The sequence below is a fragment of the Streptomyces sp. NPDC002809 genome, assembly GCF_040295435.1.
Taxonomy (GTDB): domain Bacteria; phylum Actinomycetota; class Actinomycetes; order Streptomycetales; family Streptomycetaceae; genus Streptomyces.
Window position 1 is genome coordinate 72,068 of sequence record NZ_JBEOVJ010000027.1, and the last position, 20,812, is coordinate 92,879.

Annotated in this window: 19 protein-coding genes and 1 pseudogene; 5 read left to right on the forward strand and 15 right to left on the reverse strand. The window is 70.2% G+C overall.

Annotated elements, in window-relative coordinates; translation table 11 throughout:
- Window positions 1–14 precede the first annotated feature (14 nt).
- The 3 genes from ftsY to ABT025_RS18280 all read right to left on the reverse strand — a co-directional run bounded on the left by ftsY (window position 15) and on the right by ABT025_RS18280 (window position 3,680).
- On the reverse strand, window positions 15–1,223 hold the full coding sequence (gene ftsY / locus ABT025_RS18270; RefSeq protein WP_350995131.1) for a signal recognition particle-docking protein FtsY: 1,209 nt from the start codon (window positions 1,221–1,223) through the stop codon (window positions 15–17).
- Between the two features lie 349 nt (window positions 1,224–1,572).
- On the reverse strand, window positions 1,573–3,027 hold the full coding sequence (locus ABT025_RS18275; protein ID WP_502971978.1) for an MFS transporter: 1,455 nt from the start codon (window positions 3,025–3,027) through the stop codon (window positions 1,573–1,575).
- Window positions 3,024–3,680, reverse strand: a complete 657-nt coding sequence (locus ABT025_RS18280) for a TetR/AcrR family transcriptional regulator (RefSeq protein WP_350995133.1) — start codon at window positions 3,678–3,680, stop codon at window positions 3,024–3,026. The genes ABT025_RS18275 and ABT025_RS18280 overlap by 4 nt, the downstream gene beginning before the upstream one ends.
- Window positions 3,681–3,964: 284 nt before the next feature.
- Here ABT025_RS18280 and ABT025_RS18285 point away from each other — a divergent pair, with 284 nt between their 5' ends.
- Window positions 3,965–5,356, forward strand: a complete 1,392-nt coding sequence (locus ABT025_RS18285) for a purine-cytosine permease family protein (protein WP_350995135.1) — start codon at window positions 3,965–3,967, stop codon at window positions 5,354–5,356.
- A gap of 63 nt (window positions 5,357–5,419) precedes the next feature.
- Entirely contained in the window at window positions 5,420–6,385 is a 966-nt protein-coding gene (locus tag ABT025_RS18290) for an LLM class flavin-dependent oxidoreductase (RefSeq protein WP_350995137.1), read from the forward strand.
- A gap of 79 nt (window positions 6,386–6,464) precedes the next feature.
- Here ABT025_RS18290 and ABT025_RS18295 read toward each other — a convergent pair whose 3' ends face one another.
- From ABT025_RS18295 to ABT025_RS18310, 4 genes are all read right to left on the reverse strand, one after another.
- A complete protein-coding gene (locus ABT025_RS18295) occupies window positions 6,465–7,883 on the reverse strand; it encodes a sugar porter family MFS transporter (RefSeq protein ID WP_350995139.1) in 1,419 nt (472 codons plus the stop codon).
- Window positions 7,884–8,104: 221 nt separating this feature from the next.
- Entirely contained in the window at window positions 8,105–11,995 is a 3,891-nt protein-coding gene (locus ABT025_RS18300; protein WP_350995141.1) for an AAA family ATPase, read from the reverse strand.
- A 328-nt stretch (window positions 11,996–12,323) separates the two neighbouring features.
- Window positions 12,324–12,536, reverse strand: coding sequence for a hypothetical protein (locus ABT025_RS18305; protein ID WP_018551753.1), 213 nt, complete (start codon window positions 12,534–12,536; stop codon window positions 12,324–12,326).
- Window positions 12,537–12,975: 439 nt separating this feature from the next.
- Window positions 12,976–13,257, reverse strand: coding sequence for an acylphosphatase (locus ABT025_RS18310; protein ID WP_350995143.1), 282 nt, complete (start codon window positions 13,255–13,257; stop codon window positions 12,976–12,978).
- Between the two features lie 144 nt (window positions 13,258–13,401).
- Here ABT025_RS18310 and ABT025_RS18315 point away from each other — a divergent pair, with 144 nt between their 5' ends.
- Window positions 13,402–14,376, forward strand: coding sequence for a CAP domain-containing protein (locus tag ABT025_RS18315; protein WP_350995145.1), 975 nt, complete (start codon window positions 13,402–13,404; stop codon window positions 14,374–14,376).
- A 170-nt stretch (window positions 14,377–14,546) separates the two neighbouring features.
- Here ABT025_RS18315 and ABT025_RS18320 read toward each other — a convergent pair whose 3' ends face one another.
- Window positions 14,547–14,825 (reverse strand): hypothetical protein, encoded by a 279-nt coding sequence (locus ABT025_RS18320; RefSeq protein WP_350995147.1) that lies wholly within the window; start codon window positions 14,823–14,825, stop codon window positions 14,547–14,549.
- A gap of 224 nt (window positions 14,826–15,049) precedes the next feature.
- Here ABT025_RS18320 and ABT025_RS18325 point away from each other — a divergent pair, with 224 nt between their 5' ends.
- Window positions 15,050–15,484 (forward strand): winged helix-turn-helix transcriptional regulator, encoded by a 435-nt coding sequence (locus ABT025_RS18325; RefSeq protein ID WP_350995149.1) that lies wholly within the window; start codon window positions 15,050–15,052, stop codon window positions 15,482–15,484.
- Window positions 15,485–15,493: 9 nt separating this feature from the next.
- Here the strand turns inward: ABT025_RS18325 and mutM are convergent, their stop codons facing one another.
- From mutM to rsmD, 7 genes are all read right to left on the reverse strand, one after another.
- Entirely contained in the window at window positions 15,494–16,348 is an 855-nt protein-coding gene (gene mutM / locus ABT025_RS18330) for a bifunctional DNA-formamidopyrimidine glycosylase/DNA-(apurinic or apyrimidinic site) lyase (RefSeq protein ID WP_350995151.1), read from the reverse strand.
- 84 nt (window positions 16,349–16,432) lie between these two features.
- A complete protein-coding gene (rnc, locus tag ABT025_RS18335; protein WP_350995153.1) occupies window positions 16,433–17,254 on the reverse strand; it encodes a ribonuclease III in 822 nt (273 codons plus the stop codon).
- 19 nt (window positions 17,255–17,273) lie between these two features.
- The gene (gene rpmF, locus ABT025_RS18340) at window positions 17,274–17,447 is read right to left on the reverse strand and encodes a 50S ribosomal protein L32 (protein ID WP_003965982.1); all 174 of its coding nucleotides are present in this window, start codon (window positions 17,445–17,447) and stop codon (window positions 17,274–17,276) included.
- A gap of 2 nt (window positions 17,448–17,449) precedes the next feature.
- Entirely contained in the window at window positions 17,450–18,058 is a 609-nt protein-coding gene (locus ABT025_RS18345; RefSeq protein ID WP_350995155.1) for a YceD family protein, read from the reverse strand.
- Between the two features lie 235 nt (window positions 18,059–18,293).
- A complete protein-coding gene (locus ABT025_RS18350; protein ID WP_350995157.1) occupies window positions 18,294–19,442 on the reverse strand; it encodes a F0F1 ATP synthase subunit B in 1,149 nt (382 codons plus the stop codon).
- Window positions 19,443–19,573: 131 nt separating this feature from the next.
- Window positions 19,574–20,053 (reverse strand): pantetheine-phosphate adenylyltransferase, encoded by a 480-nt coding sequence (gene coaD / locus ABT025_RS18355; protein ID WP_350995173.1) that lies wholly within the window; start codon window positions 20,051–20,053, stop codon window positions 19,574–19,576.
- A 26-nt stretch (window positions 20,054–20,079) separates the two neighbouring features.
- A complete protein-coding gene (rsmD, locus tag ABT025_RS18360) occupies window positions 20,080–20,664 on the reverse strand; it encodes a 16S rRNA (guanine(966)-N(2))-methyltransferase RsmD (protein ID WP_350995159.1) in 585 nt (194 codons plus the stop codon).
- Between the two features lie 46 nt (window positions 20,665–20,710).
- Here rsmD and ABT025_RS18365 point away from each other — a divergent pair.
- A pseudogene (locus tag ABT025_RS18365) lies at window positions 20,711–20,812 on the forward strand (ABC transporter permease); the annotation flags it as partial.

A 20,812-nucleotide genomic window follows, 5' to 3' on the forward strand; every position in this document is an offset into this window, starting at 1 on the left:
TGCAGGGGTGGTACTCAGTCGCCGATCAGGGCGTCCACGAACGCCTCCGGCTCGAACGGAGCCAGATCGTCCGGTCCCTCGCCGAGCCCGACCAGCTTCACCGGTACACCCAGCTCGCGCTGGACGGCGATGACGATGCCGCCCTTGGCGGTGCCGTCGAGCTTGGTGAGGACGATGCCGGTGATGTCGACGACCTCGGCGAACACCCGCGCCTGCACCAGGCCGTTCTGCCCGGTGGTGGCGTCGAGCACGAGCAGGATCTCGTCGAGCGGTCCGTGCTTCTCGACGACCCGCTTGACCTTGCCGAGCTCGTCCATCAGCCCGGTCTTGGTGTGCAGCCGGCCCGCCGTGTCGATGAGGACGACGTCGGCGCCCTCGGCGATGCCCTCCTTCACTGCGTCGAAGGCGATCGACGCCGGGTCGCCGCCCTCGGGTCCGCGCACGGTGCGGGCGCCGACGCGCTCGCCCCAGGTCTGGAGCTGATCGGCGGCGGCGGCACGGAAGGTGTCGGCCGCACCGAGTACGACGCTGCGGCCGTCGGCCACCAGCACCCGGGCCAGCTTGCCGGTGGTGGTGGTCTTGCCGGTGCCGTTGACACCGACGACCATGACGACGCCCGGGGTTTCGGCGCCGCCCTCCGTCTTGACCGCACGGTCGAAGTCGGTGCCGAGGAGGGTGAGGAGCTCCTCGCGCAGCAGCTTGCGCAGTTCCTCGGGGGTACGGGTACCGAGGACGCGGACGCGTTCCCGGAGCCGTTCGACCAGTTCCTGGGTGGGAGCGACGCCGACGTCGGCGGTGAGGAGGGTGTCCTCGATCTCCTCCCAGGTGTCCTCGTCGAGGTTGTCCCGGGACAGGAGCGTGAGCAGCCCCTTGCCGAGGGAGTTCTGCGACCGGGCGAGGCGGGCCCGCAGCCGTACGAGACGGCCGGCGGTGGGCTCGGGAACGTCCAGCGCGGGGGCTGCGGGAGCCTCCGGCTCGGCGGACTCCGGGGCTTCCCCGGCGGCCTCCTCGGGCGGAAGGCCGACCTCCTCGATGGTGCGGCGCGATGCGTCGCGCGGCGTTTCGGCCTCCTCGCCGACATGGGGCTCGGCGGGAGGAGTGATGGTCGGCGTGCTCGACGGTGCCGGGGGCAGCTGCTTCTTCTTGCGGCTGCTGACCACGAGCCCGCTGATCACGCCGACCGCGACCAGGGCGATGACTACAGCAAGGATGACGAATTCCATAACCCACCCAGTATCGGTCACGAAAGATGGGGAATCGCAGAAGGTGCGAACCCGTGACGATGCGCGTTCGCGCAATCACGTCCCACCTGAGTCCGTCCGGCATAACACCTCTGAGCTGCGTGTCCGGTGCGGCCGACGGTGTTTCTCCACTTCAGCGCGGGGCTGCGGCCGCCCTTCGGCCTCCGTCCGGACAAATTGGCGACCTCGCCCGTCCTTGCCGTGACCGGCGTCGTCCGCAGGACACGCGGGTCTTTCGCGATCCGTGCAATGCGGCCCATGGTGCCCGCAGACGGATCGGGTCGCCTGTCTCCGGCGTCAGGTGTGCCCCGGAGACCGAGCGGCCACGGTGTCAGCCGGCGCTTCGCTCCGGTGGGTCAACGGCGCGGAAGTCGTGATCGTCAGGGGCGGCCGTGCCGCTCCGTGCACGGGGGGCCGGCTGCGCCGGCAGCAGCGATGCCGGCAGCAGGGCGAGGGCTGCGAGTCCGGCAAGGACCATCAGGGTGGGGCCCGCCGCCGGGGCGATGCCGGCGGTCCCGGCCCCGGCAGCCGAAGGGCTCGGCATCATGCCTGCGCCGACGGCGATCCCGAGGGCCGGACCCACGTTCATGGCGGTCTGCTTGAGTCCACCGACAACCCCGGCGAACCCGGGCGGCGCCTCGCCCACGACGGTTGCGGTGGCAGTGACCACGACGGTGGCGAATCCCGCTCCCAGGACGGCGAAGGCCACTCCGGTGACAGCCCACGTGCCTGCCGGGCCGAGCCGGGAAAGCCCCGCTGTGCCGAGGACGACGAGGACCGTACCGAAGACCGCGGTGCGGCGTGGACTGTACCGGCGCAGCGCGGCGCCCGCGACGGGCGCGCCAAGGACCATGAGTGCGGTCAGCGGGAGCGCCCTCAGACCGCTGGCGAGGGGGTCGAGCCCGAGTACGCCCTGGAGGAGGAAGGTGGCCATGAACAGCGCGCCGAACATGCCGCCGGTGGTGAGCAGCAGGATCGCCGCCGACGCCATCACCGGTACGGACCTCGCCACTGTCGGCGCCACGATCGGGTGCGCGGTGCGGCGTTCGTGTCCGACGAACAGCACCGCGACGCCCGCCACGGCGGCGAGGCCGAGCCATGTGGGCGCGGTGGCCCATCCGTGCGCCGGTATGCCGGACAGGGTGTGCACCAGGACGGCGAGCACAGTTGCGAGCAACGCCGCGCCGGTGAGGTTGAGCCGCTGGGTCCCGGTACGTGGGGGCACCGGCACTCTCACACCGAGAGTGAGGGCGGCTATGGCGAGCGCGACGGGGACGTTGATCCAGAACACGGCACGCCAGCCCAGATGCGCGACGAGAACACCTCCGAGCACCGGACCGGCCGCCGCAGCCACCCCGATCGCGCCGGTACGGATGGCGACCGGCGTACCGAGCCGGTCCGCCGGGTACGTCAGTATCAGCAGTGCGAGTGTTGCCGGCTGGAGGAGCGCGCCGAACACGCCTTGTAACGCACGCAGAGCAATCACCCAGCCGACCCCGGGGGCAAGCGCGATACCGGCCGAGGCCGCCGCGAAGCCGAGCACACCCACGAACAGCATCCGCGAGTGTCCGTACCGGTCGCCCAGGCGCCCGGCGATGACCAGAAGCGCGGCCACCGCGAGCAGGTAGGCGGTACTGGTCCACTGGACCTGCGCCGCGCTCGCGTCGAAGTCGCGTTGCAGGCTGGGCTGCGCCACCATCAGTACCGTGCCGTCCAGCGCGACGATCATCGCACCGGCCACACTGGCCAGGAGTGCGAGGCGTCGTCGCCGTACTACCGCCGTCACGGGTTCATCGGCCCGAGATGAGCGTCCAGCACCGCCGCGACGAGCCGGTCGAGTCGGCCGCTGCCGGAGGCTTCGCCCGGCGGCTGGGCGTCAAGGGCGAGCTGGAGGCTTCCCCAGGCCCACAGTTCGGCGAGGCCGTGAAGGTTCGACCAGAGAGCTGCGGCTGTCACGGCAGGCAGCGGTTCGGGCTCGCCCGGCGCGCCGGGCCGCCGCGCGGCAGCCTGTTCCCGCCGCAGGCGGACGACGAGCTCGACGACGAGCTCGAACAGCGGCAGGGTCGATTCCCGGAGCTGCGGCCGGTCCGAGGGGTGTTTCCCGCTGTCGAGCAGGTCGTGCCTGAACATCAGCTCGAACATGCCGCGGTGCTCCAGCGCGTACCCGACGTGCGTTCTCCCGATCTCCTGCAACTGGCCGCGCGGCGATGTCGTGCCGCTGGTCGCGGCTGCGAACCGGCCTTCGAGATCCGCGAAACCGCGGCGGGCGATGGCCGAGAGCAGGGCGTGATGAGTGGGGAAGTACCGACGCGGCGCCCCGTGCGACACCCCCGCCCGGCGGGCGATCTCACGCAGCCCCAGCGAAGCGGTTCCGTCGGTCATCACGAGGTCCACTCCGACGTCGATCAGCCGTTCCCTGAGAGAGTTCTCGCGCTCCATAGACAGTGTCTACCATGATCGTTCGGACACTGTCCACGCCTCCGGGAAATCACGCGGTCCCGCCACTCCGGATGTCGCCGGACGATCGACGCCGTCAGTCCGCGGAGCCGCGGCGGGATGCGTGGTTCCACAGGGGGCGGGTACGCGCGACACCCCCCGAGCCGCGAGATCAGCACGCCCGACCACGCGCGACCTCACCCCGGGCACCGGCCGGGTGAGGCCCTGCGCTCCCGATTCCAGCCGAGTGTTATGCACCGAATGCCGGTAAAGGTACGATCCTGGCCGTGGAGACCCGTGGGCTGGACCCCGTGCCCGACAGCGAGCGCACGGGGCGGGCACGGAGCCTCTTCCCCACCTGGGCAGCAGCCAACATGACCGTGCTGCTGCTCACCATCGGCGCCGGGCTCGTCGTCCTCGACGGACTGAGCTTCTGGCAGGTACTCGTCGTCGCGGCCGCGGCTCCGGTCGTCTCGTTCGGCATGGTCGGCCTGATCTCGGTCGCGGGGCGCAGCGGCGGCGCTCCGGGCATGGCGCTCTCGCGGGCCGTCTTCGGCCAGCGGGGCAATCTGGCGCCCGGTGCGCTGATCTGGGTGGCCCGCTGGGGATGGGAGACCGCGAACGCGGTCACCGGCACGTACGCCCTGCTCGCCGTGGGCGACCTGCTCTTCGGCGTACGAAGCACCACGACACTCGTCATGGGGACGCTGCTCGCCTTCGTGGCGGGCAGTTTCCTGCTGTCGGGGCTGGGCGCACGGGCGCTGCGGGTGTGCTGCGTCTGGTCCGCGTACCTCTTCGGTGGGTTCAGCGTCCTGGTTCTGGTGCACCTGGCCGGGTCGACGGTCTGGCGGACGGTCCTGGACCGTCCGGCCGGACCGGCATCGGCGATGATCGCCGGGATCGGCACCCTGGCGGCAGGCGGCATCAGCTGGGCGCCCTCGGGCCCCGACTTCACCCGATATCTGCCGCGCACCGTTTCCGGGCGTGCGATGGTCGTGGCGACCGTGGGCGGCGCGGGAATCGTGTTTCTGCCGATGGTCCTGATGGGTGCGGTGATGGCGGTGGGCACGCCGGAGCTGGCCCTCACCCGCGATCCGGTCTCGTTCATCGGAGTGCTGCTGCCCGACTGGATCTCGGTTCCTTATCTGGTCGTCGCCGTTCTCGGCATGGTGCTGATCAACGCCATGTCGATGTACTCGGCCGGATTCACCGCACAGACCCTGGGATTCAGGGTCCCGCGCGCGTGGGCCGTCGGCGTGAATGCCGCTATCAGTCTGTTTCTGGGGTCGCTGCTGATGCTCGTGGCGAGCAGTTTCGTCGATTCCCTCGTCTCCTTTCTGAATCTGCTCGCGGTGACGTTCTCGGCGTGGATCGGCGTCTTCGGCGTGGATCTGCTGCGCGGGCGCGCGTACGACCCGGTGGCACTCATGAACACCACCCCGAGCAGCGCCTACTGGTACACGGGCGGCTTCGCGTGGAGCGCGGTGACGGCCTGGGCGGCGGGCCTCTCGGTGGGGCTGCTGTTCACCGGCGTGGAGTGGTTCACCGGCCCGCTCGCGGCGACCTGGGCGGGACGCAACGGGCTGGGCTGGGCGGTCACGATCGCCGTCTCGGGCGGCCTGTACGCGATGCTGCCGCGGCCCGGAGAGCGGCGACGAGCCGCACCCCTACACTTCTGACGCCCCGTCAGCTATGGTCCGGCCTCGCCCGGCCCGCCAGACAGGACCCAGGGGGACAACGTTATGGCCTTCACAGTCGTCCGGTTCAACCTCGTCGACCCCGACGCCACCCCGGGGTCCCTCTCGGACCGCTACCGCGCGGCGCTGGACATGGCCGCGTACGCCGACGAGAACGGCGTCGACACAGTGCAGACGGAGGAACACCACGGGGCCGCCAACTCCTGGCTGCCGTCCCCGTTCGTCCTCGCCGGTGCCGTCTTCGGGGCCACCCGCCGGATCGCGGTCACCGTCTCCGCGGTCATCGGGCCGCTGCACGACCCGCTGCGGCTGGCCGAGGACATCGCGGTGCTCGATCTGCTGAGTGCGGGCCGCCTGGTCACGGTCGCGGGGATCGGCTACCGGCCCGAGGAGTACGAGCGGGCCGGCGTCGAGTGGGGCAGGCGCGGCCGCCTCCAGGACGAAGTGCTGGAGACTCTGTTGAAGGCGTGGACCGGGGAGCCGTTCGAGTTCCGCGGCCGTACGGTCACGGTCACCCCTCGCCCGTACACCCGCCCGCATCCGCTGCTGCTGGTGGGCGGCAGCTCGCGGGCTGCGGCACGGCGGGCGGCCCGGCTGGGGCTGCCGCTGTTCCCGAGCGCGCATCTGCCGGAGCTGGAGGCGTACTACCACGAGCGGCGCGCGGAGCACGGCACGGAGGGCTTCTGCATGATGCCCTCGGCCGAGACACCGCTGCTGCACGTGTCCGAGGACCCGGACCGGACCTGGGCCGAGTACGGGGAGCACTTCCTGCACGAGGCGCGTACGTACGCCTCCTGGCAGTCCAAGGACATCCGCTCGGCAGTCCGTTCGGAGGCGACGACCGTGGCCGAACTCCGGGACGAGGGCGTCTACCGGGTCGTCACACCGGAGGCGTGCGCGGGACTGGCCGGGGAGCTGGACAGCCTGGTGCTGCACCCGCTGTGCGGCGGGATGCCCGTCGAGGAGGGGTGGCGCAGCCTGCGGTTGTTCTGCGGGGCGATCGGAGGGTGAGGAGGAGCGGGACGCGTACGGCCCCGCTCGCGGACGCGGGCGGGGCCGTACGGTTTTCGAGGAGAGGGGCAGCGGGGGGTTAGCCCATCTCCTCCAGCGCCTTGCCCTTGGTCTCCTTGACGAACTTGATGACGAAGGGGATCGAGAGCGTGGCGAAGCAGGCGTAGATGATGTACGTGCCGGACAGGTTCCAGTCGGCGAGGCTCGGGAAGCTCGCGGTGATCGCCCAGTTGGCGATCCACTGCGCGGAGGCGGCGACGCCGAGTGCGGCGGCGCGGATCCGGTTCGGGAACATCTCGCCGAGGAAGACCCAGACCACGACGCCCCACGAGAGGGCGAAGAAGAGCACGAAGACGTGGGCGGCGACGAGCGCGACCACGCCCTGGGTGGTGGGGAGCTTGCCGTCGACCAGATCGGCGGAGAAGGCCCAGGCCTCGAAGGCGAGGGCGACGGCCATGCCGCAGGAGCCGATGAGAGCCAGCGGGCGACGGCCCACCCGGTCGACGAGGATCATCGCGATCACCGTACCGATGATGTTGATGATCGAGGTCGTGAACGAGTAGAAGAACGAGTCGGTCGGGTCGATGCCGACCGACTGCCACAGCGTCGCCGAGTAGTAGAACGCCACGTTGATGCCGACGAGCTGCTGGAACACCGACAGGCCGATACCGACCCAGACGATGGGCAGGAAGCCGAAGCGGCTGCCGAGCAGGTCCTTGAAGCTCGACTTGTGCTCGCGGTGCATCGCGGTCTCGATCTCGGCGACCCGGGCGTCGAGGTCGATGTTCTTGCCCTCGACCTCCGAGAGGATCTGCCGGGCCCGGTCCTTCTTGCCGACGGAGATCAGGAAGCGCGGCGACTCGGGGATCGCGAACGAGAGCAGCCCGTAGAGGACCGCGGGCACGACCATCACACCGAGCATCCACTGCCAGGCTTCCAGCCCGCCGATCTTGCCGCGCTGGTCACCGTCGGCGATCTGCAGGATGCCGTAGTTGACCAGCTGGGAGATGGCGATGCCGATGACGATCGCCGCCTGCTGGAAGGAGCCGAGCCGGCCACGGTAGGCGGGCGGGGAGACCTCGGCGATGTACGCCGGGCCGATCACCGACGCCATGCCGATGGCGAAGCCGCCGATGATGCGCCACATCGCCAGGTCCCAGAGCGCGAAGGGAAGCGCGGAGCCCACGGCGCTGATCGTGAAGAGCACCGAGGCGATCTGCATGCAGCGGATACGGCCGATGCGGTCGGCGATCCGGCCCGCGGTGGCGGCACCGATCGCACAGCCGATCAGAGCGATGGCGATGACCTGGGCAAGAGTGCCGGAGCCGATGTCGTACCGGCTGCGGATCGCTTCGACCGCACCGTTGATCACGGAGCTGTCGTAGCCGAAGAGGAAGCCACCCATAGCGGCCGCTGCGGTGATGAAGATGACATGGCCGATGTGGTCCGGATGAGCCGCCCTGGCTCCGGACTCCGGTCCCTGCGATGTGCTGGTCACATGAACTCCTGGGGCCTGGCCGCGACGTCAGGCGGTGGGGGGTGAGCTCTTCTAGTGGGGCACAACTTCAGCCCTACCACCACTTGAAGGTAAAAACGACGTTGCAGAGACTATGCGTTCAAGTCATGAAGTCAACATCGGGGTGTTGGCGGGGTTTCACCCAACATCCCCCCAGGAGCACCCAAATCGGTACGTTGAAGTCTTGAAGATTAGGTAAAGACTCAGCGCAGCCGCTGACTGATCACCTTGGAGACTCCGTCGCCCTGCATCGAGACGCCGTACAGCGCGTCGGCGACCTCCATCGTCCGCTTCTGGTGCGTGATCACGATGAGCTGGGAGCTCTCCTGGAGCTCCTCCATGATCCGGATCAGCCGCTGCAGATTGGTGTCGTCGAGCGCCGCCTCGACCTCGTCCATCACATAGAACGGGCTCGGCCTCGCCTTGAAGATCGAGACCAGCAACGCCACCGCCGTGAGAGACCTTTCGCCGCCCGACAGCAGGGAGAGCCGCTTGACCTTCTTGCCCGGCGGCCTGGCCTCGACGTCCACACCGGTCGCCAGCATGTTGTCCGGATCGGTCAGGACGAGCCGCCCCTCGCCGCCCGGGAAGAGGCGCGAGAAAACACCCTCGAACTCCCGGGCCGTGTCCCGGTACGCCTCGGTGAAGACCTGCTCGACCCGCTCGTCGACCTCCTTGATGACCTGCATCAGATCGGCCCGGGTCTTCTTCAGGTCCTCCAGCTGCTCGGAGAGGAACTTGTGCCGCTCCTCAAGCGCCGAGAACTCCTCGAGGGCGAGCGGATTCACCTTCCCGAGTTGCTGATACGCCCGTTCGGCCGACTTCAGCCGCTTCTCCTGTTCGGCCCGGACGAACGCCTTCGGCTGGTTGCGCGGGTGCTCCGGGTCCTCCGGCAGCTCCTCCCCCTCCGCGGCGGGGGACGGCGGGACGAGCTGGTCGGGTCCGTACTCCGCGGCCAGACCGGCCGGCTCCACACCCAGCTCCTCCAGGGCCTTCGCCTCCAGCTGCTCTATCCGCAGCCGCTTCTCGGCGCCGAGCACCTCGCCCCGGTGGACCGAGTCCGTCAGCTTGTCGAGCTCTCCCTTGAGCTCGCGGCCCCGGTGACGTTCGGCCGCCAGCTCCCGCTCCCGCTCGGCCTTCGACGCCTCGGCGGCGGCCCGCTCCTCCTCCGCCCGTACAACGGACACCTCGACGTGGGCGAGCAGCTGACGGGCGCCGGACGCGACGGCCGAGGCCACCGTGGCCTCGTGGCGCAGCCGGGCGCGGCGCTGCTCGACTCGGGCGCGGGCCTCGCGCTCCGCACGGGCGCCCCGGTCCAGGGAATCGGCGCGGCCGGCGAGAGCCTTGACCCGTTCCTCGTGGGTACGGACCTGGAGCCGGGCCTCCATCTCGGTCTGGCGGGCGTTGGCACCGTCGGCGGCCAGCCGGTCGCGCACGGCGGTGTCCGGCTCCTCGTCCGCACCGTCCTGTGCCGCCTCCTCGGCGACCAGCAGCCGCTCGGCCAGCTCCTCGGCCTCCTCGGTCGCCCGCTCCAGAGCCTCCTGGGCGCGGGCGGCGGACGCGGCCATCCGCTCGGCCTCGCCCGCGGCGCCGCGGGCCTGACCGGCCAGCCGGCCGAGCTGCTGGGCCACCCCGGACTTCTCCCGCTCGGCGGCCCGGCGGCGCTCCCCCAGCTCCTCGACGAGTGCCGCGCAGCTCCCCCGCCGCTCCGCCGCGCTCCGCTGGGTCCCGGCCAGCTCCGCGCACCGCACGGCCAGTTCGGCCAGTTCGGACGCCGCCTCGTCCACGGACGCCTGGACTTCGAGGAGGCTGGGCGCCCCCGCCGAGCCCCCGTGCGCGAAGTGTGCGGAGAGGACGTCGCCCTCGCCGGTCACCGCCGTCAGCTCCGGGTGGGCGGCGACCAGGTCCTCGGCGTCCTCCAGCGTCCCGACGACCACCATGTCCCGCACCAGCCTGCGGACCGAGGCCATCAGTTCGACGGGACCGCTGACGAGATCGGCCACCGCGAGGGTGCCCCGGCCGCCGTCGAGGACCAGGGCGGCCGTCAGGTGTCCGGCAGCCTCGGTCTCGGCCACAGCTGCCCCGGTTCGGGCATCGGCGGCCTCGGTCCCGACCACAGCCGCCCCGGTGACGGCTTCGGCCGTCGGTCCGCGGTGGGTGGGCGATGTGGCCTCCGGTGCCCGTGGGGCGGGCTCCGCACCCTGCCCCGGGACATGCGCGACACCCGCGCACGGCGCGGGGTGGGCCTCCGGCGCCTGACCGGGTACGTGCGCCACGGCATCGGAGCCCCCGGGGACGGCGCCGCCCGTGCGCGCGCCGCCTCTGCCGTCGCCGCCTCCGTCGCTGGCTCTGCCGCCTCCATCGACTCCTGTGTCTATGCCGCCGAGCAGGAGGGACGCGCGTCCCGCGTCCTGCTTGCGCAGCAGCCGGATCGCCTCCGCCGCCGTGGCCGGGTCCGTCACGGCGACCGCGTCCGCCGCCGCGCCCAGCGCCGCCGCCACCGCGATCTCGTGCCCCGGGGCCACCGTGAGCAGTTCCGCGGCCGGTCCGAGCAGACCCGCCAACCGGTCCCGGGCGCCGAGCAGCACACCGGTGCCGTCCTTCCGGCGCAGCCCGAGGGCCAGTGCGTCATGGCGGGCCGCGACCGCCGCGCGCTTGCGTTCGGCGGTGGTGAGGTCCTCCCGGGCCGTGGAGAGGGCCCCCTCCGCGTCCTTCAGTTCACGCCGGGCGGCCTCGTGCCGCTCGCCGAGTTCCGTGTCCCCGGCGTCCAGGCCGTCGACTTCGGCCTTCAGCTGCTCGTACTCCTCCTGGGCGGCGACGGCCCGTTCCTGTGCCTCGTCGCGCGAGGCGGCCAGCCGGTCGATCTCCGCCTGCGCCGAACCGGCCCGGCTGCGAGCCGCGTTGACCTGGCCGTTCAGCCGGGCGAGCCCTTCCCGGCGGTCCGCGAGCGCTCGGGCCGCGTCCTTGAGCCTGCGTTCCTCGGACGCCAGTTCCCGTTCCAGTTCGGCCCGGTGGGACGCGGTGTCCTCCAGTGCGTGCTCCGCCGCCTCCAGCGCGGCGGCCAGTTCCGCCTCCTGCTCGCGGATCCGGGCCGCCTCGCGCTCCATGTCCTCGGGATCGCGGCCCCGCCGCTCCTCCTCGGGCGGCGCGGTGGCGCTCTTCACCCGGGCGTCGGCGAGTGAGACGGTGCCGCGTACCCGTTCGGCCAGCTGCGACAGTTCGTACCAGGTCTGCTGGGCACGCTGGAGCCGCGGCGTCAGCCGTCGTACCTCGCCCTCCAGTTCGGCCTCGCGCGCGAGGGCCGCCTTCAGTTCCGTCTCGGCCGCCTCGCGGCGCTGCTTCAGTGCCGCCTCGTCGGCGATCTCGCCGCGCAGCGCGGTGTGCAGGCGCACCAGGTCATCGGCGAGGAGGCGGAGCCGGGCATCGCGCAGATCGGCCTGGATGACGGCCGCCCGGCGGGCCACCGCCGCCTGCCGGCCGAGCGGTTTCAGCTGCCGCCGCAGTTCGTCGGTGAGGTCCTGCACGCGGGCCAGGTTCGCCCCCATCGCGTCCAGCTTCCGCAGCGCCTTTTCCTTGCGCTTGCGGTGCTTGAGGACGCCCGCGGCCTCCTCGATGAACGCGCGGCGCCCCATCGGGTCCGCGTGGAGCACGGAGTCCAGCTGGCCCTGGCCGACGATGACATGCATCTCCCGGCCGATACCGGAGTCGGAGAGGAGTTCCTGGATGTCCAGCAGCCGGCAGGTGTCGCCATTGATCTGGTATTCGCTGCCGCCGTTGCGGAACATGATCCGAGTGATCGTCACTTCGGCGTACTCGATGGGCAGTGCGCCGTCGGAATTGTCGATCGTCAGCGATACTTCCGCACGGCCGAGCGGCGGCCGCCCGGTGGTGCCGGCGAAGATCACGTCTTCCATCTTGCCGCCGCGCAGGGATTTCGCGCCCTGCTCCCCCATGACCCAGGAGAGCGCGTCCACCACATTGGACTTGCCGGAACCATTGGGACCGACCACGCAGGTGATCCCGGGTTCGAACCGCAGGGTGGTGGCGGAGGCGAACGATTTGAAACCACGCAGGGTCAGGGCCTTGAGGTGCACGCCGCCGGACTCTACCTTTCACTCTCGGTTTCGCTGATGAAGGTGCAGGGCACATCAGACGGTAAGGGAAGGGGTGTACGTCCGGGGCGGGACGGGCGCAGGCCGGAGGGGAAAAGAAAGAAGGGACGCCGAAGCGTCCCCTGCAAATCTTGTGCAATGCTGCGCCGACGGACCCCCCGCCCCCATGAAGGCGTGCGAGCCCGGATCAGTGACGAGGCATATGAAGAAGCAGATCAAGAGCGATTGATCTTCAATGATCCGGTGACGATCCGGCGATGATCCCGTGCGGCTGACGCATGCAGCCCGACCGGCCCATGAGGGCCATGGGTCAGGTCAGCGCCGGCTCTGCCTGAGGTACGTCGATGTCGATGCTGTCGAGCAGCGACTCTTGGTGCTGGGCGGCGGCGTTGAGCGCGTCGTTCTCGTCCTGAATCCGTACAAGCTCGGACTCAAGATCCTGGACGCGCTGCTGAAGCCGTCGCATCTCGGCGAGGAGTCGCGGATCGGAACCGCCGACGTAACCGAGAAGCGCCTTTGCCATGATGGATGGTCCTCCACACTGAGTGACCGACCGATGCGGTGTGGGTCGTGAGGGAATCGCACCCGCGGTGCTCGGCAGTGCTCTGTGTTCACTGCTGTTCTGCTGCCAAACAGCTCTACCGAACAGCTAAGGTGCGCGGGGTTTTCAGCGTCTCACCAAAAAGTTTGACGGTCAACACGATCACACCCTGTAAAGGCGGGCGTCCCGGGGGCGCGCGGCTTGACGATCATGCGGCGCGACTCTCCGACGGGGCCCTCAGGGGCACGGAGATCATCCTTACTGCGGCAGCCTGGCACGGCAACCGATTCTTGGCAACCACCGGGTCATTCCGCAGGTCATTTCATGTGTACGCATGACCGCGCCCTTCGCCGTCACCCCCCGCGGCGCCTCGAACACGGCCCGAACACAGGCCCCGCTCCTCCCCCGTCCGGGGGCCGGATCAGCGGATGGCGAATCCCTCATATCCACCCCGCGGCGTGTCCCAGATCTCAGTGACTCCGTCAACGCGGCCGGGTGTGTCGTCCGAGCGCAGCCAATCCAGCAGACGGTGGCAATTCTCACGCGGCCCCTCGGCCACAACCTGCACTCGGCCGTCATCGAGATTGAGGGCGAATCCGGAGAGGCCGCCGATCTCCAAAGCGTTTGCCCTGGTGAACCAGCGGAACCCTACTTGCTGTACTCGGCCGCGTACCCAAGCGGTGAGCCGCACATCTTCGTTCATGCCCGAACGCTAACCGGCCAATTGCTCTCGGAGCACTGCTCGCCGAATCGCCATGGCGTACAGTCCCCTCGCAATAGCTTCACTCGATCGGGTGAGTCAAGGTGCGCCGACAACGGCGTCAAGATCGTCAGAAGGGCACAGCAGATGGGACGCCATCGACGCTCCGCCGCAGCTCCCGCCGCTGAACAGCACGCGGAGGGAACCGCGGCCGGGAACGGGAGCACGCGCCGCAGGAAGCGGTCCGGCATACCGGTACGTACGGGACTGCTCGGCGTCTCCGCGGCCCTCACCGTCGGAGCCGTGGCGGTGGCCTCCGGCCTGCTGCCCGGTGGAGACAACTACAACGTGGGAGGCGGCACGGCCGCCGACCAGGTGCGCTCCGACGCGGCCCCCGACCTCCTGACACAGGGCGGCTCCACGACCGCGCCGGCCGATCGCGGCACCGCGTCGGCCGCCGCCAGCCGCGGTGCCGCACGTGCCGAGGGCCCCACGAAGTCGGGCTCCCCCGAGGCCGGCACGCCGTCCGCGTCCCCCTCGAAGACCTCCGAACCGGCAAGGACGAAGGAGGCGGAGAAGGCGAAGGAGACGGCCGCGAAGGAGACCGCGAACCGCTCCACCGCCTCGAAGGCCCCCGCCGCCGGTGCCACGAAGAGCTCGGCACCGGCCGCCGCGTCGAGCCCGGCCGCGCCCGAGACCTCCGCCTCCACGCCGGCCGCCCGCGCGACCACCGCGCCGGCCGCCGCCACCTCGGCCCAGGCCGCCGTGATCGCCCTGGTCAACCAGGAGCGCGCCAAGGTCGGCTGCAGCCCGGTGACCGCCAGTTCCTCACTGGCCTCGCTCGCCCAGAACTTCAGCGACGACATGGCCGCCCGAGGTTTCTTCGACCACACCGACCCCGACGGGCAGTCCCCGTGGGACCGTGCCGCCGAGGCCGGCGTCTCGGGTCTCGGCGGTGAGAACATCGCCCGCGGCCAGGCCGATGCCGAGGCCGTGATGGAGTCCTGGATGAACAGCGACGGCCACCGCGCAAACATTCTCAACTGCGACTACAAGACGCTCGGCGTCGGTGTCCACTTCGGTTCCGGCGGTCCCTGGTGGACGCAGGACTTCGGCTTCTGAGTTCCACAGGTCGGCGACCTGTCAGCTTTCCGGGCCGCCCCGGGGCCCGTATCGGCCCCGGGGCGGCCCGGACTGCTTCCGCGCAGCCACGCGCCCGGCCTCAGGACTCAAGGATCAGGCCGGGGCCCGGTCCCGACCGGGGTCGGGCCGGCGGTGCCGGGGCGTGAGGGTCAGCCGATGCAGCCGGGTACCGGGCTCGGGCTGTTGAGGCAGTTGTTCGGGGTGTTGGCGGCAACCCGGCTGAAGCGCAGGGTCACGGTGCCGCCGTTGTTGTAGACGCCGCCCGGGTTGGTGCCGTCGGCCGAGTTGTTGCTGATGTTGCTGGCGGTCACCGTGGAGGTGCCACCGGCCGCGGCGGGCACACCGTTGGCCAGGCCGGCGCCGGTCTGTGCGGTGTTGCGCACGATGCTGCTGGTGCCGACCGTCAGCACTCCGATGCTGGCGGTCACGGCGCCGATTTGCACCCTATGCCCCTTCGCGGTGCCTCTCGCAGCCGAACTTGTGTGGCAGGAAGCCGCAAAGAATGCTGGGGCGCCCCGGCTGAAGCGCTCTGCGGGCTCCGATCCGTACCCTGCTGCGCACCACCGCCCGCTCCGACCCCGTGCGCCCCACTTGCTCACTCATGGAATGCGCGACCCCATGGAGAGCGCTGTGCGGGCGTACGCTGGTTCCCATGGACGAGACCGGCAGCGACGAACACCGCGGCAGCAGCGAATCGAACGGCTGCCAGGACGGCCGGCTGCCCTTCGACGTGTACTCCAAGCAGTGCCCCTCGCGCGCCACCCTGGAGCACGCCACCGGACGCTGGGGCAGTCTGACGCTCGGCGCGCTGTACGACGGAAGCCTCCGGTTCAACGCGCTGCGGCGCAGGGTCGACGGGGTGAGCGAGAAGATGCTCTCCCAGACACTGCACTCGCTGGAGCGCGACGGGCTGGTGCACCGAGAGGCCCAGCCGACCAATCCGCCCCGTGTCGACTACGAGCTCACGCCCCTGGGACGGCAGGTCGCCGAACAGCTGCTCGCCCTCATCCAGCTGGTCGAGGGCCGGATGTCCGAGGTCCTGGTGGCGCGCAGCCGTTACGACGAGGCCCACACGAGCCGCAGCTGACGGCACGCCCTACGGACGCGGCGGACGCTGGCAGCGCGGGCAGAAGTAGCTCGACCGGTTCATCCAGGCGCGGCGCCGCATCGGCGTGCCGCAGCGGTGGCAGGGCTCGTCCTCGCGCCCGTAGGCGTCGAGCGAACGGTCGAAGTAACCCGACTCGCCGTTCACGTTCACGTAGAGGCTGTCGAAGCTCGTGCCGCCCTGCGCCAGCGCCGCGTTCATCACGTCTCGGACGTGGCCCAGCAGCTCGGCCGACTTGGGCCGGGTCAGGGTCGCGGTCGGCCGGTCGTAGTGCAGCTTGGCCCGCCAGAGCGCCTCGTCCGCGTAGATGTTGCCGACGCCGCTGATCAGCGACTGGTCGAGCAGGGCCCGCTTGACTGTCGTGCGGCGGAGCCGCAGCGCGGTGTGGAACGCGGCGTCGTCGAAGGCCGGGTCCAGCGGGTCGCGGGCGATGTGGGCGATGGTGTCGGGCAGGCCGTCGGCGGTGTTCTCGTGGAGGGAGAGGCCGCCGAAGGTTCGCTGGTCGACGAAGCGCAGCTCGGTGCCGATGGCGTCGCCGAAGCGGATCCTGACGCGCAGATGCTTCTCGTCGGGTGCGCCCTCGGGCTGCACGAGCAGTTGGCCGCTCATGCCCAGGTGGCCGAGGAGCGAGGTGGCCGCGTCATCGAGCGGCACCCACAGATACTTGCCGCGGCGCATCGCCGTGCCCAGGCGGACATGGGCGAGCCGGGCCGCGAAGTCGGCACCGCCCGCAAGGTGCCGGCGCACGGCACGCGGATGCAGGACCTCGACCTCGCCGACCGTGCGCCCTGCGACCCACCGCTCAAGACCGCGCCGGACGACTTCGACCTCGGGCAGCTCGGGCACGGTGTCGCTCCTGGATGTGTGGCGGGATCTTGTTGCGGACAGAGAGATCCCCCCGGTGCGCAGGGCACCGGGGGGATCTCGGGGTCAGGCAGGAGCAACGTCCGTGGACGCCGGGTCGGCAGGGGTGTCGGCGGCCCCTCCGTCGGCCGCGGACTTCCCCGCGGCCTCCCGTGCTTCAGCGGCGGCGCTGATCTCACGCCAGGCGGACTCGGCCGCCTGCTGCTCCGCTTCCTTCTTGCTACGACCGGTGCCGGTGCCGTACGAGACACCACCGACGCGAGCAGCAGCAGTAAAGGTCTTCTCGTGGTCCGGGCCGGTCTCCGAGACGAGGTACTCGGGGACTCCGAGGCTCTCGCTCGCGGTGAGCTCCTGGAGACTGGTCTTCCAGTCCAGGCCGGCACCGAGGTTCGAGGACCTGTCGATCAACGGGTCGAAGAGCCGGTGAACCAGCTCCGAGGCCACGTCGAGGCCCTGATCGAGATAGACCGCACCGATCACCGCTTCAAGGGTGTCGGCGAGGATGGACGCCTTGTCCCGGCCACCCGTGCCCTCTTCACCGCGGCCGAGCCGGATGAAGGAGCCGAGTTCAAGGCCGCGGCCCACTTCCGCAAGCGCACGCGAGTTGACTACCGCGGCCCGCAATTTGGCCAGCTGGCCTTCAGGCAGGTCGGGGTGAGTGCGGTACAGCGTGTCCGTGACCACCAGGCCGAGCACCGAATCCCCGAGGAATTCGAGCCGCTCGTTGGTGGGCAGACCGCCGTTCTCGTACGCGTACGAACGGTGGGTCAGCGCACGCACCAGAAGGGCGGACTCGAGGTGGTACCCGAGCCGCCCTTCCAGAAGCGTGTGGGACGAGGCTGTGTTGACGTTGTCTGCCTGCTTCTTGGCGTGGGACAACTCAGACATCGGGCCTCTCACCAGCCGCTCAGACCTCGAGGACCTGGCGCTTGTTGTACGTGCCGCAGCTGGGGCACGCAATGTGCTGCAGCTTCGGCTCCTGGCAACGCTCGCACGAAACCAGGGTGGGGACCGCAGCCTTCCACTGCGACCGGCGGTGGCGCGTGTTGCTGCGCGACATCTTCCGCTTCGGAACAGCCACGGCTACTTCTCCTGCTTCTCGTCGACGCCAGGTTCGGCGCCGCCCATGTTGTCCTTCTCGCCGTCCTGAACGGTCTCGGCGAGTCCTTGCAGTGCCGCCCAACGAATGTCGACGGCATCGTGATGATGGTCCGGATTCTCGTCCAGCCTGATTCCGCATTCGGAACACAGACCGGCACAGGTCTCCTTGCACACCGGCTGCATCGGCAGTGCGAGCACTACCGCATCACGCAGCACCGACTCGAGGTCGAACAGGCCGTCCTCGAGGAAGTACCTGTCCTCGTCGTCCTCGGCGTCGTCGACCGGGTCCGCGGTCTTGCTGCGGTTCCGGTCATCGGCGTCAGGGTACGAGAACATTTCCTGGAAGTCCGCCTTGACCTCAAGGCTCAGCGGCTCCAGACACCTTACGCACTCCCCCTCGGCGGATGCACGGGCGGTGCCTGTGACAAGCACACCTTCCATGACCGATTCGAGGCGGATGTCCAGCTTCACGGGTGCGCCCTCCGGCACACCGATGACCCCGTCGATACCGAGGTCCTTGGGGGCGTCCGCCGAGCGGGTCAGCCGCTTGAGGGCACCCGGACGCCGGCCCAGCTCGTGCGTATCGAACACGAGAGGGTTTCGGTGGTCGAGGTGGCCGTTCAGGGCTTTTCCTGCTTTCGAATCGTGCGCATCACGCTTGGTGGGGGTGGGCCGACCGGTTCGGAGTCGAAGCGGGCAGCCGGGATCGCGGACATACGCGCGACCGAAGAGCCAGGATACTGGACACACCGCCCAGCTCCCAATCCGGCCCTGATCCGACCCCCGGAGGGCCCGGTCCGGAACCGGAGCGGGTTCCCTCAGGCGGTCAGCGCTCCTGTTCGTACCGGCGGAGCTGTTCGAGGTCGATCATGCTGGTGTCGAACAGGCTGGTCTCGTCCAGGGCGCCCTCGCCATGCTGCTGGAGGGGCTGCTGCTGGGCCTGCACCGGCTGCTGCCAGGCGTCGTAGCCCTGCGCCGGGAGCTGGTTCCGGTCGTAGCCCTGCGCCGGGGCCTGGTTCTGGTCGTAGCCCTGCGCCGGGACCTGAGCCTGGTTCGGGTCGTAGCCCTGCTGCTGGTAGCCCGCGTAGGGGTCGGGCTGCTGCTGGTAGCCGGCGTACGGGTCGGGCTGCTGCGACTGCCCCTGATAGGTGTCCTGCGGCTCCTGGTACGCGTACGTCTGGGCGTACTGCGGTTCCGGCTGTGCCGGGTACTGCTGGGGGGCCTGGAGCGGTTCCGGCGTGGCGATCTCGGCCAGCCCCGCCCAGTGGTCCTCGTCGCTGGTGTGCCCCTGGGCGCCCGCGGCGTCCTGGGCGGCCATGTGCGCGCCGAGGTCGTCGGTGGCGACCCGGCCGTGCAGCTTCTGCCGGCCGCGGCCGACCGCCTCCAGGGTCTTGGCGAGCACCGCCTCGAAGGCGCCGAGCTTGGTGTCCACGTACTCGTCGGCCCGGCGCTGCAGCGTGGCCGGGTCGGCGCTGCGCTCGGGGGCCTCGGCGAAGTCCGGGTCCTCGTAGCCCTGCTCGTCGAACCCCTGGCCGCGGCCGAGGAGCTTCTCGCGGCCCCGGTCGACGGAACCGATCGTCTTGGTGAGGACGACCTCGAAGTTGGCGAGCTTGCTGTCGACGTACTCGTCGGCCTCGGCGCGGACCTCGTCGGCGTCCTTGCGGGCCTCGCCGAGGATCCGGTCCGCCTCGGCCTGGGACTGCCGGGCGATCTCCGTTCCGGAGATGAGCGAGCCGCGCTCGGCGCGTGCGGTCTCGATGATCCGGCCGGCCTCCTGACGGGCCTGCTCGACGAGCTGCTCGTGGCCGCCGATGACCTCCGCGGCCTGCGCGAGCGAGCCGGGCAGGGCCTCACGCACCTCTTCGAGCATCGAGAGCAGTTCGGCGCGGTTGACCACGCAGGATGCCGACATGGGCAAGGACCGGGCGTTCCCGACCGCTTCGACGATCTCGTCGAGCTTCTTCTGCACGTCCACCGTGTGCTCGCCACTCTCTACTGCCGATTGGAGACGGACGGGACGACTGTACGGCCAGTCGGCGCCCGCCCGACACCTGCAGGGCCTTCCGCCGGATCAGCGCAAGGCCCTGGTGACGGGCTGTCAGCACCTCACTGCTGAGAGAGGCGCTCGGTCAGTGCCTCGTGGACCAGCGGCGGCAGCAGGTGCGAGACGTCTCCGCCCCAGGTCGCCACCTCCTTGACCAGGGAGGACGACAGGAAACTGTAAGTGGGATTGGTCGGCACGAAGAGCGTCTCGACGCCCGAGAGCCCGTTGTTCATCTGGGCCATCTGGAGCTCGTAGTCGAAGTCGCTGACGGCCCGCAGGCCCTTCACGATCGCCGGGATGTCGCGCTGCTTGCAGAAGTCGACCAGGAGCCCGTGAAAGGCCTCGACCTGGACGTTGCCGAATTCCCCGGTGACCTGGCGGATCATTTCGATCCGCTCGTCGACCGTGAACAGACCCTTCTTGGACTGGTTGATCATCACTGCGACATGCACGACGTCGTACAGCTTCGACGCGCGGCCGATGATGTCGAGATGTCCGTTGGTGATGGGGTCGAACGACCCCGGGCAGACGGCGCGGCGCAACTTGATTCCCTCGCTCTCCGGTCCGGTCATCGTGCGTCTTCGCACGTAGCGGCGGCGCGACCGTACCAAAGCGTTCCCTCGCCGTAGCGACGGGCCCGCAATGGCTCGAATCCCTTGGGCCAGCTGAATTCTCCGCCTCTCGTGCTGCGCTCCACGGTGACGAGCGCATCGGCTGTGAGCCACCCCTGGGAACGGAGTGTGAGCAGTATCTCGCCAAGATCGCCGTCGGTGACGGCGTACGGAGGGTCGAGGAAGACCACGTCGTACGGATCCGCGGGCGCCGGTCCCGTCACGATCTGTTCGGCTTTGCCTGCCCGGACCTCCGCGCCGGGCAGGCCCAGGGTGCGGACGTTGTCGCGGACGGTACGGACAGCTGCGGCGTCGGCCTCGACGAGCAGGGCGTGGACCGCTCCGCGGGAGAGCGCTTCGAGGCCGACGGCTCCCGAGCCCGCGTAGAGGTCGGCGATCCTGATGCCGTCGAGCGTGCCGAGGAGCGCCTGCCAGGTGGAGAACAGGCCCTCACGCGCGCGGTCGGAGGTGGGGCGGGTGCCGGTGCCGGGCGGGACGGCCAGGCGGCGTCCGCCGGCCGAGCCGGCGATCACGCGGGTCATGGGTGTCTGGTCCTCGGGTCGGGGCGGCGCGCAGGGTGCTGCGGGGGTCTTCTTGCTGCTGCTGGTCGGCGGCGGAGTCATCGTGCCGCTGGAGAAGTTCCCGGACGCGGTGCAGTCCGTGCTGGGGCTGCTGCCGATCGCGGCCCTC

Bases quoted from the DNA above. Each gene is read 5' to 3' on its own strand.
- ABT025_RS18325 (WP_350995149.1), top strand. From the start codon at position 15,050: ATGGACGAGACCGGCAGCGACGAACACCGCGGCAGCAGCGAATCGAAC.
- ABT025_RS18305 (WP_018551753.1), bottom strand. From the start codon at position 12,536: ATGGCAAAGGCGCTTCTCGGTTACGTCGGCGGTTCCGATCCGCGACTC.
- ftsY (WP_350995131.1), bottom strand. From the start codon at position 1,223: ATGGAATTCGTCATCCTTGCTGTAGTCATCGCCCTGGTCGCGGTCGGC.
- rnc (WP_350995153.1), bottom strand. From the start codon at position 17,254: ATGTCTGAGTTGTCCCACGCCAAGAAGCAGGCAGACAACGTCAACACA.
- ABT025_RS18315 (WP_350995145.1), top strand. From the start codon at position 13,402: ATGGGACGCCATCGACGCTCCGCCGCAGCTCCCGCCGCTGAACAGCAC.
- rsmD (WP_350995159.1), bottom strand. From the start codon at position 20,664: ATGACCCGCGTGATCGCCGGCTCGGCCGGCGGACGCCGCCTGGCCGTC.
- ABT025_RS18310 (WP_350995143.1), bottom strand. From the start codon at position 13,257: ATGAACGAAGATGTGCGGCTCACCGCTTGGGTACGCGGCCGAGTACAG.
- ABT025_RS18290 (WP_350995137.1), top strand. From the start codon at position 5,420: ATGGCCTTCACAGTCGTCCGGTTCAACCTCGTCGACCCCGACGCCACC.
- ABT025_RS18280 (WP_350995133.1), bottom strand. From the start codon at position 3,680: ATGGAGCGCGAGAACTCTCTCAGGGAACGGCTGATCGACGTCGGAGTG.